This is a genomic window from Arthrobacter sp. UYCu723 (assembly GCF_054059215.1).
In genome coordinates this window covers 3,850,139-3,866,209 of record NZ_JBSSBW010000001.1, presented here as the reverse complement: position 1 = coordinate 3,866,209, position 16,071 = coordinate 3,850,139, and the positions used below count along the sequence as shown (strand labels likewise).

At 65.8% G+C, this 16,071-nt stretch carries 9 protein-coding genes; 5 read left to right on the top strand and 4 right to left on the bottom strand.

What is annotated here, in order from left to right:
• Positions 1-67: 67 nt before the first annotated feature.
• A complete protein-coding gene (locus ACVWZ8_RS18050) occupies positions 68-6,271 on the bottom strand; it encodes a peroxidase family protein (RefSeq protein WP_456505391.1) in 6,204 nt (2,067 codons plus the stop codon).
• Positions 6,272-6,770: 499 nt separating this feature from the next.
• Here ACVWZ8_RS18050 and ACVWZ8_RS18045 point away from each other — a divergent pair, with 499 nt between their 5' ends.
• Complete coding sequence (locus tag ACVWZ8_RS18045) at positions 6,771-9,149, top strand: FdhF/YdeP family oxidoreductase (RefSeq protein WP_426979919.1); 2,379 nt, start codon at positions 6,771-6,773, stop codon at positions 9,147-9,149.
• A 272-nt stretch (positions 9,150-9,421) separates the two neighbouring features.
• Here ACVWZ8_RS18045 and ACVWZ8_RS18040 read toward each other — a convergent pair whose 3' ends face one another.
• Together ACVWZ8_RS18040 and ACVWZ8_RS18035 are read right to left on the bottom strand one after the other, a co-directional pair.
• Positions 9,422-11,599, bottom strand: a complete 2,178-nt coding sequence (locus ACVWZ8_RS18040; protein WP_456505390.1) for an elongation factor G-like protein EF-G2 — start codon at positions 11,597-11,599, stop codon at positions 9,422-9,424.
• 139 nt (positions 11,600-11,738) lie between these two features.
• Positions 11,739-12,215, bottom strand: a complete 477-nt coding sequence (locus ACVWZ8_RS18035) for a VOC family protein (protein ID WP_456505389.1) — start codon at positions 12,213-12,215, stop codon at positions 11,739-11,741.
• 198 nt (positions 12,216-12,413) lie between these two features.
• Here ACVWZ8_RS18035 and ACVWZ8_RS18030 point away from each other — a divergent pair, with 198 nt between their 5' ends.
• Positions 12,414-12,842 carry a DUF3054 domain-containing protein gene (locus tag ACVWZ8_RS18030; RefSeq protein ID WP_456505388.1) on the top strand — a complete coding sequence of 143 codons (429 nt, stop codon included), beginning with the start codon at positions 12,414-12,416 and terminating at the stop codon, positions 12,840-12,842.
• A gap of 79 nt (positions 12,843-12,921) precedes the next feature.
• A complete protein-coding gene (locus ACVWZ8_RS18025; RefSeq protein WP_144670379.1) occupies positions 12,922-13,203 on the top strand; it encodes an Lrp/AsnC family transcriptional regulator in 282 nt (93 codons plus the stop codon).
• A gap of 48 nt (positions 13,204-13,251) precedes the next feature.
• Here ACVWZ8_RS18025 and trpD read toward each other — a convergent pair whose 3' ends face one another.
• Positions 13,252-14,310: an anthranilate phosphoribosyltransferase gene (gene trpD, locus ACVWZ8_RS18020; protein WP_426978016.1), complete on the bottom strand. Its 1,059-nt coding sequence runs from the start codon at positions 14,308-14,310 to the stop codon at positions 13,252-13,254.
• 147 nt (positions 14,311-14,457) lie between these two features.
• On the opposite strand from trpD, the gene ctaE reads away from it, so the two are divergent.
• Together ctaE and qcrC are read left to right on the top strand one after the other, a co-directional pair.
• Entirely contained in the window at positions 14,458-15,096 is a 639-nt protein-coding gene (ctaE, locus tag ACVWZ8_RS18015; RefSeq protein ID WP_456505387.1) for an aa3-type cytochrome oxidase subunit III, read from the top strand.
• 102 nt (positions 15,097-15,198) lie between these two features.
• Positions 15,199-15,987 carry a cytochrome bc1 complex diheme cytochrome c subunit gene (qcrC, locus tag ACVWZ8_RS18010; protein WP_456505386.1) on the top strand — a complete coding sequence of 263 codons (789 nt, stop codon included), beginning with the start codon at positions 15,199-15,201 and terminating at the stop codon, positions 15,985-15,987.
• Positions 15,988-16,071: the final 84 nt, after the last annotated feature.

Here is a 16,071-nt window from a genome sequence, read left to right as displayed (position 1 = left end):
GACAAATGAGGATGCCGGCTGGCGGGCCGTTGGAGACCCGCCAGCCGGCAAACTCTTACTGCTGGTGTCAGAGCGCAAATCCGGTTGTGATGGTCCACGTCCGGGTGACCAGCGGGTTCCCGGCCGTATCCCGTACAGCCGCCGTACCGCCTGTGATCTGGACGCGGTACTGCGTGTTCGCGACCAGGGTGGTGGCGGGATCAATCGTCAGCACCCGGGTCAGGGGGTTGAACCCGATCGTGGTGGTGATGACGTTGTTCGTGGTCAGATTGGTGACCCGAACCGTGGTCGGCGAGAACCCGGTGATGATCTCACTGAAGGTCGCCGTAATGTTGCTGTTCCGGCGGACCCCGGTCAGGGCCGACTGGGCCGTGATCGTTGGCGCCGGGCCGGTGAGGAACGACCAACTGCTCGCCGTCATCGTGTTTCCCGCTGTGTCACGGACTCCGGACATTGTGGCCGTGTACGTCCGGTCGGCAAGCAGCGTCGCGGTCGGGTTCAACGTTGCAACCCGGGTCGTGGCGTTGTAGGTCACTACGGCGGTGATCACCGTTGTGCCCTGCCGGAGTACGAAGGTGCTGCCGTTGACTCCGGTGACCGGTTCGCTGAAGGTTGCCGTGAGGTCGGCTACCTGGCTTACCGAACGGGCACCCGTTGCCGGGGTCCGTGCCGTAATCGTCGGAAGCACAAACTCCGTGCGGGGGGTTACGGCCGTAGCCGTCCTCGCCGAAGCTGCACCCGTGCCGACGCCGTTGGTGGCTGCCACATCGAACGTGTACGCCGTGCCATTGGTGAGCCCGGTGACGACGACGGTGCCGACGTTCCCGGTGACCGCCTGGGTCCTGACCACCGTTGTGCCGGCGAAGGCCCGAACGCGGTAACCGGTGATCGCCGACCCGCCGTTTGCGGCCGGTGCGGTCCAGGTCAGGGTTGCCGAAGCATTCCCGGCGGTGGCCGTACCAATCGTCGGATTACCGGCGATAGTCGCCGGAGTGACGAGGTTGGAAGCAGCCGAGGCTGCTCCCGTTCCGACGCCGTTGGTGGCTGCCACATTGAACGTGTACGCCGTGCCATTGGTGAGCCCGGTGACCACGACGGTGCCGACGTTTCCGGTGACCGTCTGGGTCCTGGCCAGCGTTGTGCCGGCGAAGGCCTGCACGCGGTAGCCGGTGATCGCCGAACCGCCGTTGGAGGCCGGGGCGGTCCAGGTCAGGGTCGCCGAAGCGTTCCCGGCCGTGGCCGTACCGATGGTCGGGGCCCCGGCGAGGGTCGCCGGTGTCGCAAGGTTGGAAGCAGCCGAGGCGGCTCCCGTCCCGACGGCGTTGATGGCTGCCACGTCGAACGTGTACTCCGTGCCGTTGGTGAGCCCGGTGACCACGACCGTGCCGACGTTCCCGGTGACCGTCTGGGTAGCGGCCACCGTTGTTCCGGTGAAGGCCTGCACCCGGTAGCCGGTGATCGGGGATCCACCGTCAGAGGCGGGGGCGGTCCACGTGAGGGTTGCCGAAGCAGCCCCTGCCGTAGCCGTTCCGATAGCCGGGGCACCCGGGGCGGTTGCTTCCGCAGTCGGCGACGGCGTCACCGAGTTGGAAACCGCCGAGAACGGGCTGTCACCGAGTGCGTTGGTGGCCAGGACCTGGAACCTATAAGAGGATCCGTTGGTCAGACCGTCTACCAGCAGGCTGGTAGCGCCAGAGGGAGCGGGGCGCAGGGCCCCGACCTGGACGCCGGCCGGGTTCGTCGTTACGTCCAACACCTTCACGGAGAAGCTGCTGGCGATTCCGACGGTGGGAGCCGTCCAGTTGACGGTTGCCCGGCCGTTGCCGGCCGTTGCGGTGCCGATGACCGGTGCGTTGGGAACAACCGTGTCGGCGAACTGGAGGACTTCGATGTTGCGGAGGGTGTCCGTCCCATCGGTTCCGACGTTGTCGACTACCGTGGTGGTCGAGCCCGGCGAGCCGAGGGTGGCGCCGACAGGGGTCGTGGTGACCGTGTAGTTCGCCTGCGGGCCGGAGAAGACCGCTGAATCGGTTCCGCCGGAGCCGTTCAGGATCTCACGGACGGCCACGATGTTTCCGGGGTTGACGGTACCGGCAAAGACAGCTTCCTGGAGCGTCGGCCCGGTAAGTGCACCGGCGCCGTCACGAAGGTACTGACTGGCCATGGCGCTCTGCCCTGGTCCGGTCACTGCTGCACTGCCGATTTCAATTGTCGGATCAGCCGCATTCCGAACGCTCAGACGGACGTTGAAGTAGGCGTCGCCGTCGATGATGTCGTCACCGCCGCGTCCCTCGATCACGTCACTTCCGCCGCCGCCCAGGAGGATGTTGCCATCGCCCCAGACGTTCGGTCCGCTCAGGAGCGGGCAGTTGCCCGATGCCGACGCCGCTACTACGGAAGCCAGCGGAGTGTTCAACGGCGGCACCAGCGCGTCGAGCCCGGCAACCCGGTCAAGGCCCGCCTGGTCCAGCACGTCGCAGCCGATGAACCCGGCGCCACCCACGGCGCTTGGAACGAGGCTGTCGCCGCGGAGGGTGTCGTTGAGGTCCCCGCCGGACAACGCTTCCACTTCGTTGAACTTGTCCCTGACGCCAACCTGGAGGATACCCAGCGGCGGGATCGGGAGGGCCAGGTCAGCGTCCTGCGGCTGTGGATCGCCGACGCCGATTTCCCAGTCATAACCGGAAGCGCCGGCAACCTTCTCGATGCCCGGACCGGCGACACCGACGTCGTCGCCGCCTTCCATGTCGTAGTCGTCGTCACCGCCCTGGCCGATCAGGATGTCGTGACCTGGTGTCTGGGAGTCGTCCAGGAAGAACAGGTTGCCGCTGTCCCCCTGCAGGAGGTCCGGCTGGTCACCGCCCTCTTCCCAGTCATTGCCGCTGTCACCGAAGACGGCGTCTTCACCCTGTCCGGCGATGACGAAGTCGTCACCGGCGCCGGCGAACGTTTCGTTGATGTTGGCTCCGCCGTTGGTGAAGTCGTTGCCGTCGCCGCCCATCACGATGTCCAGTCCGGGTCCGGCGTCGATGGCATCGTTACCGGGACCACCCTTGGGGACGTCGTCGCCGGCGATATCGGTGATGATGTCGTCGCCTTCCCCGCCCAGGGCGATGTCGGCTCCGTCACCACCTTCGATGATGTCGTTGCCGGCGCCACCCCAGAACGTGTCGTTGTCGTTGCCGCCGTAGATCCGGTCGACGCCGTCAGTGCCGTTGTAGACGCTTTGGCCGTTAATGCCGGTGGGGTCCAGGGTGTTCCGCGCGCGGTACTTGATGGTGCCGTCGGGCTGGCGGAGCAGCAGATCCGGCTCGCTGCATTCCGAGTCCGGGTCGTCTAGAACCTTGTTACCGTCCTGGGCAAAGCCCGCCGGTGTTCCGGCCAGCTTTTTCAGTTCGAACTTGCAGTCCGCCGTGGCGAACGCATCCGCCTTGAGCGTGTGGACATTCGTGTTACGCATCATCATCTCGGAGAACGAGTTGCCCTCAAGCTGGGCCCGCAGGTTCATGCCCGGTGTCCGCGCGAGGTAGTAGAGGCGGTCGCCGTTCTGAAGGTCCGTGAGTTGCTTCTCGAACACGTAGTTGAAGGTGCTGCCGAGCAGTCCGCCGAAGAGGTTCGTCCGCTCGGCAAGGCCGCCGACCCAGAGGTCGATGTCGTCCAGGCCGGTGGTCGACCGGGCACCGGTGTTGGCCCACGCGTCCGTGCTGTTCATGAACGCCGCGGCGTCAGCAGGGGCGACGTCGCCGGCAAGGGCGTTGGGGTTGACGATCAACCTTGCAGCCTCCCGCCGAGAGGCCAGGGTTACCGGAACGTCGTCGGCATTCCCCAAGATCGCATCCGGACCAGCGCCGGTGATCGATGGGTGCTGACCGTAGGCCGCCACGAAGTTGATGAGTGACTCCGGGTGCTTGAGGTTCTCGCCGAAATCAACCCAGTTGACGTAGGGCTTGAGCTGGCCGTCGTTGGTTGCGTTGAAGATTTCCTTGCGCAGGGGATTCAGCCGCGGGATGCCCTCGGACCGCGCCCTGGTCATGTTGATGGTCGGGAGGTCCAGGGGGAGGCCCAGCAGGTTGTTGCGGAGCGTATCCGTTACAAACTCGTCCAGCTCGTTGCCGACCTGGTCGGACATGCCCATGATGACGCTGCCGGCAGCCTCTTCGGACGTCAGCTCGCCTGCGGAGCCGCCATTGGTGTACTCCGGCGGGTTGAGGAAGCCGTGGAGCAGCGAGATGTCATTCGTGGTCCCGCGGACGTCATCGGCGTTACCGAAGATTGTGTCGGGGCCGGCCGTGTCCTCGTTTCTGCGGGAGATCGTCTCGGTCAGCATGGAGTGACCGAAGCGGTAGACGGCATGCGCAAACTCGGCCTTGACCGCCGGGTTGAGTTCCGTCTGCGTGAACGCGAACGGCTGGAAGGGGTTGATCGCCGGCTGGATCTTCCGGGCGAATTCCTCGAACACCAGGTGCTGGTATTCCATCTCGGTGATGAACCGTGCAGCCTGGAAAAGACGTTCTCCGTTCCAGTTGGCCGCGCCCGATGCCGACTGCCATTCGGGCAGGGCAGCAACCCCGCTGGTCGACGTGTCGGTGGTCAGCACCCTCTTGATGTCGTCGACGAGCCGGTCGTGCTCCGAGTGGAACACCTGGTGGATTGTGGTCAGCCCGATGTTCTCGTTGACGCGGCCGTCACCGGCGGCGAAGTGAGCGTCGAGCATTTCGTCGTCGTAGGTGCCTGCGGGCTGATGGGCGAAATCTGCCGAGGCCGTTGTGTCGGTATCGGGATACAGGCAACCCGCCGGGTCCCGAGGCTCGGTACCGACAGGAGTGACGCAGGGCGTGCCCGGTTCCGCATTGTGCGCGATGTCGGTCAGGAAGGGCGTGTCGAAGTGCTTCACATCGGCGGGAACCTTCACGGGGACGGCAAGGTTGCCTTCCACCAATCCGGACGCCGTGACATACTGCGGCAGTCCGTTGGCGCCGGGAATGAACTTGCCGTAAGGGTCTGCGGCGATCATGGGGACGTTCGTGACGTCCTTGTCCTCGAGCTGGAGGCCGAGAAGGGTTCGGGCCTGTTCCTTCACGATGGCCCATGTGGCCATTCCACCGTCGGTCTTCTTACCGTCGATGATTCCGGCCGGGCCGCCGAGCAGCTTGCCGGTGGAGACCGGGTTGCCGGCGGGGTTGTTGGCGTACTGCCGCAGGAACACCTGGTGGGAGGGGTGGGACGTGTAGGTCTGGCTCTGATCAACGAACGGCGTGTCCGTGTTGGTCGCATTCTGGATATCGTCGGCGCTTTCGTCGACAGTGGTGGTCGCGGGATTGTCGCCAGCGATGCCGTCCGGGCCGGGCTGGTTCTGGCCGCGGGTCAGCACCATGAAGCGCAACTCCGGCCGCAGATTGTCGGCGGACTCGTCCACTGGCGTTGCCGGGTCGTCCAGGAGGATGTGGTCCGGGCCGGGGATCAGCGGATCATCGTCCTTGAGGGGGACAAATACCGTTCCGCCGCTCTTGACCGTCTGGTCCACACCGTGGTCGAAGAACTGGCCGAACAGGGTGAAGAGGGAGTTGTAGGGCGGGGAGAGGCCGACGTCGGTAGTCACGTTCGGGATGAACAGGGTCTCTCCCGCCGGGACACATTCTGTGGCCGGCGGGGTTGCGGGGCACGGGACAACGCCGGTGTTGCCCTGGGTCCGCACCGGATTGCCGGCGGCTGCTACTGCGGCAGGATTGCTCGCGGTCTGGTCGACAATCAGGTTGCTGATGGTGCGGGGCTCGGAATCGAAGACCAAGCCCTTCTTTTGCGCATAGCTCGTCGGATGACTGGGCCCGAATGCTGCGGGAGAGTCCTCGGCGGCCTTAAATACGGGCGTCGTCAGGCGCGGGAACGTCTGATCGGCAGCGCCGAACGTTTCCTGGCCGGGCTGGAGGTTGTTGCACGAGCCGTCCACCGTCCGCAGCCCCTGGGAGACGAGGGGGCTGGGCATCTGATTGGGTCCGGTGCCGATGAGGGCGCCGCACGGGCCGGTAGCGGACGTGGTGTTGGCCACGTGGGCTTCGGCGATCTTGATTTGCTTGAGGATAAATGCCAGATCAGACGGGCTGACGGTGAACCCCTGGCCAGCCGGCGCCACTACGGCGCCCGCTGTCACCGCCGTCGTCGTGAGTCCGAGGAAACTGAGCAGCGCCATTGCTGTCCCTGCCGCGACTATCCGGGTCGGCTTGCCAAAGACGCGTCTTTGACCCTCGACCTTCATGCTTGCGAACACATTCATTACGCACCTGCCTCTTGAAGTGAATGATGGGGCAACAGTGCAGGGCATTTCTTCGGGAAAACTTGAACCGGGTGGTAACTATCTCTCCTGACCGCGGTCCGGAAATCTGGACGCAGGTAAGCGGAATGAACGCGTTTCTGGGTTCCTACTCGGGAATGCTTTGCCGAGACTCCCCCGTGCCTGGCCGGGAAGGCTCACCCTCCGTTGGGCACGAGTAGCCGCTACCCGAATACAGCGCCGGGGACCCTGCCGGCTACTTGGAGCATGCGGCCCGGCCACGCGGGAAATTTAACTGCCGCGGGGGTGCCCGGTTTCACGAGCTCGGTGCTGAAATCGGGCGTACGTGCCGGCGCGGCGGCCGTCGGATGGCCGGGCTACGGAACCGCCAGGACGCCGTCGACGGCGATTTCCTTGCGGCGCTCCGGACAAGCTGGTAGGCCTGTAATAGCCGTGAAGGTAGGGTGCGTAGTGGCAGATGAGCGCACCATCCAAACCCATGATGTTTGCAGAAGGGAAGTTCGACGTGACGCGCAAGAATTCTCCAGTGGAGGAAACTGACGAAAAGGACCTGGAGGTCGGCCATGGCCCGAAGGACTGGGCCGCGGGAATCCCGGGCGTCCTGCACTCCATGAAACCCGCAATCGAACACATGGGTCTGAACCGCACCCGCAAGACCGTGATGGCGATGAACCAGAAGGACGGCTTCGACTGCCCCAGCTGCGCCTGGCCGGATCCGCACCACCGCAAGGCGTTCGAGTTCTGCGAGAACGGCGCCAAGGCCGTCACCTGGGAGGCAACACCGGTGGTCGTCGCCTCAGACTTCTGGGCGGAGCACTCCGTCACCGAACTGCGCAGCCGCTCGGAGTACTGGCTCGGCATGCAGGGCCGGCTCACCGAACCGGTCCACAAGCCCGCCGGCGAGGACCACTACAAGCCGGTCAGCTGGGACGAGGCGATCCGGATCATCGCGGACAAACTCACCAGCCTGGACTCCCCCGACGAAGCCGCCTTCTACACGAGCGGGAGGACCTCCAACGAGGCCGCGTTCCTCTACCAGCTGTTCGTCCGCGGCTACGGCACCAACAACCTGCCGGACTGCTCCAACATGTGCCACGAATCCTCAGGCTGGGCAATGGGGCAGACCATCGGGATCGGCAAGGCCACGGTCTCCTTTGACGACTACGCCAAAGCGGACCTGATCATAATCATGGGCCAGAACCCGGGTACCAACCACCCGCGCATGCTCACCGAGCTGGAGGCGTGCAAGGAAAACGGCGGCGAGATTGTCGCCGTCAATCCCCTGCCGGAGGCCGGCCTCCGCCGGTACAAGAACCCCCAGAAGGTCAAGGGCATCATTGGCCGCGGCACCGAGATCGCGGACCAGTTCCTGCACATCCGCATCGGCGGGGACATGGCTCTGCTGCAGGCCATCTCCAAGCGCGTGCTCGACGCCGAAGACCGGAATCCGGGGACCGTCCTGGACCACGCCTTCCTCTCCGAACACTGCGAGGGCTTGGCAGAGCTCAAGGAGCACCTCAGCGCGCTGGACGAGCAGGCGGTGCTGGAAGCGACGGGGCTTCGCACCGAGGAAATCGATGAGCTCGCCGCCCGGTATCTGAAGGCCGAGAAGGTGATCATCACCTGGGCCATGGGCATCACGCAGCAGAAGAAGGCCGTGGCCACGATCAAGGAGATGATCAACCTGCTCCTGCTGCGCGGCAATATGGGCAAGCCCGGGGCGGGTGCCTCCCCCATTCGAGGCCACAGCAATGTCCAGGGCGACCGCACCATGGGCATCTGGGAGCAGATGCCGCAGTCGTTCATGGAGGCCCTGGGCCAGGAGTTCGGTTTCGATCCGCCGCGCGAACACGGCGTGGACGCGGTGGAAACCATCAACAAAATGGCCGACGGCGGGATCAAGGCCTTCGTGGCGCTCGGCGGCAACTTCGTCGGTGCCATCTCGGACACCAACGCGGCTTGGTCGGCCATGCAGAACACCGAGCTCTCCGTCCAGATCTCCACGAAACTCAACAGGTCCCATACCGTGACCGGTGCGGAAGCACTGATCCTGCCCACGATGGGCCGCACCGAGATCGATATCCAGGAGTCGGGGGAGCAGTTCGTGTCCGTCGAGGACACCGTCTGCGCCGTTCACGCTTCCAGGGGCAGCGTGGAGCCGGTGTCCCACCATCTGTTGTCCGAGCCAGCGATCGTCAGCCGCCTCGGCAATGCGGTTGTCGGCAGCCGGATCAAGGCCGACTGGGATGGCTTTGAGAAGAACTACGACCTCATCCGGGACCACATCTCGCGCGTCGTGGGCGGCTGTGAGAACTACAACGAGCGGATCCGGCAGGAAGGCGGCTTCATCCTGGCGAACGGGCCGCGCGATTCCCGTACGTTCCCGACGCCCACCGGCAAGGCCGTGCTCACCGTCAACGAACTCGAGCACGTGGCGAGGCCGGAGGGCACGCTGATTCTGCAGAGCATGCGCTCACACGACCAGTTCAACACCACGATTTACGGCCACAACGACCGCTACCGCGGCATCAAGAAGGGCCGCCACGTGGTGTTTGTGAATCCGGACGACATTGCCGAGCTGGGCGTGGCCGACGGAATGTTCGTGGACATCCGCGGCGAGTACAAGGACGGCGTGGAACGCATACTCCGCAAGTTCCGGGTGGTCTCCTATCCCACCGCCCGTGGCTGCGCGGCAACTTACTACCCCGAAGCCAACGTGCTGGTGCCGCTCAACCATACGGCCGAAGGCAGCAACACCCCGGTTTCCAAGGCGGTGATTGTCCGGCTCGAGCCCAGCGAGGACCAGACCCCGGACGGTTCGGCCACCGTAACCGCCGGGACGGCGCCGGCGTCGTCCTGACGCTCCGCGGGACATGCCCAGTCCCGGCCGCCGGCACCGGACATAATGCCAACATGTCCATCCCCTCACCCGAGGGAAGGACATGTCCCACCTGGCCAGTCTGCGGCTCCGCGGGACATGCCCAGTCCCGGCCGCCGGCACCGGACATAATGCCAACATGCCCGTCCCCTCACCCGAGGGGAGGGCATGTCCCACCTGGCCAGCCTGCGGCGCCGCGGCGTGATTCGGATCGACTTCTCTAGTGCCCGGCTTCGCTCGCCGGTATGCCGGGTTCAGGCCTTCCCGGCGGCACGGGCTGTGGTTGCTGGCACCGGTTCGTGCCGCAGGTAGCTCCGGCTGAAGCGGCCGCTCCCGGACGTCAGGGCGCGTAACTCGATCGAGTACCGCAAGAGTTCCTGGTCCGGAACTTCGGCTCCGATCTCGGTGGCGTCTCCCCCGGCGGACGTTGTCCCGGTCAGGCGGGCACGGTGGGAGGACAAATCACTCATCACGGCACCCACGTGCTCGTCCGAAACGCTGATTGTCACGGCGGAGACGGGTTCCAGCAGTTGGATGCGCGCGGCCGCTGCGGCCTCCCGCAGGGCCAGCGCCCCGGCAGCCTGAAAGGCCGCATCCGAGGAGTCCACACTGTGTGTCTTGCCGCCGACCAGCGTCACCCGGATGTCGACGACCGGGAAGCCCGCGGAGACCCCTTTCTGCATCTGGGTCCGCACACCCTTTTCCACCGAGGCGATGAACGGTCCCGGAATCACCCCTCCCACGGTCTTGTCGACGAACTCGAAGCCGGCACCGCGTTCGAGCGGTTCGACTTCGATGTCGCAGACGGCATACTGGCCGTGGCCGCCGGATTGCTTGACGTACCGGCCGTGGCCCGCCGCCGGGGCGGCAAACGTCTCCCGCAGCGGTGTCACCACCTCGACCGTCTGCAGGTTGACACCCTGGTCCCGCAGCCTGCCGAGGACCACCTCCGCGTGCGCCTCGCCCATGCACCACAGGATCAGTTGATGGGTCTCGGAGTTGCGCTCCACCCGGAGCGTCGGGTCGCCGGCCGCGACCTTGCCCAGACTCTTGGCCAGGGCATCCTCGTCGCCGTGCGAGGCCGCCTCGACGGCAACGGGCAGCAATGGTGCGGGCATCTCCCACGGCTGGACCAGGAGCGGCATCTCCTTGGCCGAAATGGTGTCGCCGGTCTCGGCGACACCCAGCTTGGTGAGCGCGCAGATGTCTCCGGCCACGCAGTACGGCACCGGACGCAGGCTCGAACCCAGCGGAGAGTACAGGTGCGTGACGCGCTCGTCGCTGTCGTGGTCCTCGTGTCCCCGGTCCGCCAGGCCGCGCCCGCCCACATGGACGGCCGAATCTTCCCGCAGCGTGCCGCAGAAGAGGCGGACGAGGCAGACCCGGCCCAGGAACGCATCGGTGGTGGTGCGCACCACCTCGCCGGCCAGTGGCCCCGCAGGGTCACAGGCCAGGGGTCCCGCCGGGGCACCGTCAAGCTCCGTCACCGCCGGCAGTTCCCGCTCAGCCGGGGACGGAAACGCCCGCGTCACCACCTCCAGCACCTCTGCCAGTCCGACGCCGGTCTCTGCGGAGGTCGGCAGCACCGGGTGGAACGAGCCTCGGGCCACGGCCGTCTCCAAATCGCTGACCAGGGTTTCCGGAGGGATGTCCTCGCCCCCGAGATACCGGTCCATCAGCGTCTCATCCTCGCTCTCGGCGATGATGCCCTCAATGAGCGCGCTCCGCGCAGCCTCTGCGGCGGCGCGTTCGGCGTCGTCGGCGTTCCGGAATGCCGGCATCGGATTGTCCGGCCGCTGCTCCGACACGGTGCCGGAGAGCAGCCCCAGCAATCCGGTAACGGCAGCTCCGGTGCGGACCGGCAGGTAGAGGGGCACCACTGAGTCGCCGAAGGCTCTCCGGCACCGGGCGAGGGCAGCGTCGAAGTCCGCCCGGGGATGGTCCAGGCGGCTGATCACGACCGCCCGTGGCATCCGCGCCCGCTGGCACTCGGCCCAGAGCGCGGTGGTGGCCGCGTCGATATCGTCCAGCGCCGAGACGACAAAAAGCGCCGCGTCGGCGGCCCGCAGTCCGGCGCGCAACTCGCCGAGGAACTCCACATACCCGGGGGTGTCGAGCAGGTTCACTTTGACGCCGCCGGCCCCGACGGGCACCACGGAAAGCGCCACCGAGCGTTGCTGGTGGATCGCGGCCGGCTCCGAGTCGCTGACGGTGGTGCCGTCCGCAATCGAGCCCTTGCGTGAGATGGCACCGGTGGCGGCGAGCAGCGCCTCGGTCAGCATGGTCTTGCCTGATCCTGAGCGGCCTACAAGGGCGACGTTCCGGATTTGTTCGGGCCGGTCCGGTGGGAGGCCCTCGGATGCGTCGGCCCGCCGGAGGTCGGCGCTGCGGCCGGGATTCTTCGCCGGGACCTTTACGTCTTTCGTCGGCATGAGTACCTCCTGGCGTTGTATCCAGCGTCTGCGGGGTGGGGCCCCTCTAAAGGATTTGACACCCTGAGGGGCGCGGACAGCAAGATGCGCTGCCAATCTCCGGCCGTGGGAACCCCGGAAGTCCCGGTCCACCCGCGGCTCAGCGCCCGTCGTAGGCCTTCTGCAGCGCGGCGATGTCAAGTTTCCCCATCGCGAGCATGGCCTGCATTGCCCGTTGGGAGCCCTCCGGATCGGGGCCCCCGATGAGCTGAACCAGCTCAGACGGTATGACCTGCCACGAGACCCCGTACTTGTCCTTGAGCCAGCCGCATTGGCTTTCGGAGCCGCCCTGGCTCAGCTCCGCCCAGTAGCGGTCCACTTCCTCCTGCGAGGAACAATCGACGACGAATGACACAGCCTCGCTGAAGGTGAAGGCCGGTCCTCCGTTCAGTGCCGTGAACGTGCGGCCCTCGATCTCGAAGCGCACGGTTATCGCCTGGCCAGCCGGTCCCGGACCACCTTCGCCGTAGCGTGCCACGTCAAGGACCTTGCCGCCCTCAAAGACGGAAGCGTAGAACTCGGCGGCTTCCTCGGCCTGGTTGTCGAACCAGAGGCAGGTGGTGATTTTTTCGCTCACTGCACACTTCTTCCGTTCTGCCCGTGCCGCGAGGCGGTGTCCGGCGGCGATGCGGGTTTGAGCCCGAGCCTAGACCTGCCGGATTAACGGCACAACGGTTGCCCCATCCGGACGCCGCCCCTCCTGGTTTTTGCCGCGAAGATTGCGACGACGAAGAGCTGATCGATTCAACCCTCCCTGCCCGGCTAGGGTTGAACCATGACGTCGCCAACTCCCCCGCTCCCCCGTCCCGCCGCCAGGAACTCAAGCGTCAAACGGGCGGCCGTGCTGGCCGCTGTGGCCGACGTGGCGCTGATCCTCCTCTTTGCCGCCATCGGCCGGGACGCGCACCAACGCGGCGGGATCATCACGGGGGTCCTTGCCACGGCCTGGCCGTTCCTCGCCGGTGCCGCCGCAAGCTGGGCGGCGCTGCGCGTCTGGCGCGCGCCCCTGGCGGTGTGGCCGGCCGGCGTCGGCATCTGGCTCGGCACTGTGGCCGTGGGCATGCTGTTGCGCGCCCTCACCGGCCAGACGGTGGTCCTGCCGTTTGTGATCGTGGCCCTGCTCGCCCTGGGTGTTTTCCTGCTGGGATACCGGCTTCTGGCAGCAGGGGTACGCCGGTTGCGGGCACGCCGCCGGCAGGGCTGATGTACTAGGCTTGCAGGGATATGGCAGGGTCCGCACGGGCCGGCCCGCAACGGCGCAACAGATCCGGAAAGGAACAGATGTGGTCACCGCTTTCGTCCTGATCAAGACAGACGCTTCCCGCATCCCGGAAACCGCGGAAGAAATTTCCGCCATCCAAGGCATCAGCGAGGTCTATTCCGTGACCGGTGAATGGGATCTCATTGCCATCGCCAGGGTGCCGAAGCATGAGGACCTCGCCGACGCCATCGCGGACAAGCTGTCCAAGGTTCCCGGGGTTGTGCACACCACCACCCAGATCGCCTTCCGCGCCTACTCCCAGCACGACCTCGACGCGGCGTTCGCCCTCGGCTTCGAACAGTAGCCGCGGCCACAGCCCCGCGCCCGGCCTGCGGGTCCCGGCGCGTTAACGTCAGCTCTGCGAGAGGGCGACCCACCTGTCCAGCACGGCGGCCGCCGCACCGGACACGATGGACTCCTCGGCCCGCTTCAGCGCCGCGGCCATCCGGTCCTTGAGCGGGCCCACGGCGTCGAGGTCGAACGCCACCAGACCGGCGGCAGCGTTCAGCAGCGCGGCGTCGCGGGCCGGCCCCGGGGCTCCTGACAGGACAGCACGGACGACGGCGGCATTGGCCGCTGCGTCACCGCCGCGCAGCTCTTCCAGCGTCGCCTGACGGATGCCCAGCTCACGCGGATCGAACATCACCTCAGTAACCCCGCCGCTCCGGATTTCCCAGACGTGGGAAGGGCCGGTGGTGGTCAGTTCGTCCAGCCCGTCGCTGCCGCGGAACACCAGTCCGCGGCTGCCGCGCTTGGCCAGCACTCCGGCCACGAGGGGCGCCATCCGCTCATTGGCGACGCCGACGGCCGAGGCCTGGACGTGTGCGGGATTGATCATGGGGCCGAGGAAGTTGAAGGCCGTCGGCACGCCGAGTTCCCGGCGGGCGACGGCGGCATGCCGCATCGAGGGATGGAACACCTGGGCAAAGCAGAAGGTGATTCCGGCCTCGTCGGCGTTGAGCGCAACGCGCGGAATCGGCAGGTCCAGGCGGACGCCGAGGGCTTCCAGGACATCGGCGGACCCCGACGTCGAGGACGCCGCGCGGTTGCCGTGCTTGACCACCTTCGCACCGGCGCCGGCGGCGATCAGGGCAGCCATGGTCGAGATGTTGACAGTGTCCTGCTGGTCCCCGCCGGTACCGACGATGTCCAGCTTCTCGCCGGCAATGTCGATCGGGTTGGCGTTGGAGATCATCGCCTCAACGAGCCCGGCCAGCTCATCCACGGTCTCCCCTTTGGACCGCAGCGCAACGAGGAATCCCGCTACCTGCGCCGGCGTGGCCTCCCCGGACATGATCGAGTTCATCGCCCACTGCGTGCTGCCGGTCGTGAGGTCAGCGCCGTCTATGAGTGCGCCGATGAGCCGCGGCCAGGTGTTGCCTGCCGCCTGTGCGGATGCCTGAGAAGTCACCTGCTGATGCTATCGAGGTGCGTACTGCAATGACCAATGTGAACGGGCCGGGAACTTTTCCGCGCGAATTCGCGTCTTTGTAGAAAAAGTCCTCCGAAAACGCGGTTTGCGTTGGGCAGGACGGACTTTTATAGACATAATGTCTATGTGACATCTGCGACCCATGCCCCCAGTACCCCGGCGCACCCGACGCTGAATCGCCCGAATATGGTTTCCGTAGGAACCGTAGTCTGGCTGTCCAGTGAGTTGATGTTCTTCGCCGGTCTCTTTGCCATGTACTTCACGCTCCGTTCGACTTCCGGACAGATGTGGGCCGAGGAGACAGCCAAGCTCAACTTCCCCTTTGCGCTCGTTAACACGATCGTCCTCGTGGCAAGTTCCTTTACTTGCCAGATGGGCGTCTTCGCCGCTGAGCGGCTCCAGCCGCGCCGAAGCGGCGGACCCCTCAGCTTCACCCGCTGGGGAATGAACCAATGGTTCACCCTGACCTTCATCATGGGTGCCTTCTTCGTTGCCGGCCAGGCGACCGAGTACGCCATGCTCGTTTCCGAGCATGTCTCCCTCTCGTCCAACGCCTACGGTTCGGCTTTCTACATGACCACAGGCTTCCACGGCCTGCACGTCATCGGCGGCCTGGTTGCCTTCCTGCTCATCATCGGCCGCTCCTTCGCAGCGAAGAAGTTCGGCCACTTTGAGGCAACGTCCGCGATCGTCACCTCGTACTACTGGCACTTCGTCGACGTCGTGTGGATCGGCCTCTTCCTGGTCATCTACGTCCTCCAGTAGCCGCGACTTGACTGTTTTTATACAAAATCTTGGTCTACAAGAGGCAGAATTTCTAGAAGTGGCTCCCCGAGCCAACGCAGGATCGAATAAAGGAACCACCACGTGAAGGCACTCTCGCAGAAGCGACGTCACCCACTGGCAGCAATTGCACTGCTGCTGTTGGGCCTCCTGGTCACTGGTGGGCTGTACGCCGTTGCCACCACCGTCAATCAGGCCAAGGCCGACACCACAAGCTTCAGCGCAAGCGACGCAGAAGAAGGCGGCAAACTGTTCGCCGCCAACTGCGCCACCTGCCACGGCATGGGTGCCAGCGGGTCGCAGGCCGGACCGTCGCTCGTCGGCGTCGGCGCTGCCGCCGTTGACTTCCAGGTTGGCACCGGCCGTATGCCCATGCAGATGAACGGCCCGCAGGCCTACAAGAAGCCCGCCCAGTTCAACGACGAGCAGACCCGCCAGCTGGCTGCGTACGTTGCCTCCCTCGGCCCCGGCCCGTCCATCCCCGAGGAGGGTCTCCTCGATGAAAAGGGCGACGCCGCCAAGGGTGGCGAGCTGTTCCGGGTGAACTGCGCCATGTGCCACAACGCTGCCGCAGCCGGCGGTGCACTGACCCGCGGCAAGTTCGCCCCGGCCCTGGCGGACGTCTCCGGCAAGCACATCTACGAAGCGATGGTCTCCGGCCCGCAGAACATGCCGGTCTTCAATGACGCCAATGTGTCCCCCGAGGGCAAGCGCGACATCATCACCTTCCTGAAGCAGATTGAGGCCAACGGTTCACCCGGTGGCGCCGACCTTGGCGCAATCGGTCCGGTTTCGGAAGGCCTGTTCGTCTGGATCGCCGGCCTGGGCGTCATCATCGCCTTCACCATCTGGCTGACGTCCCGGACGTCCTAGCCGGACCTGTAGCACCTGTAAGAATTTTCTGCTGACGCGTCAGCAGTTTGAATTGAAAGCTAACCCGGCACTTGCCGGAACGAG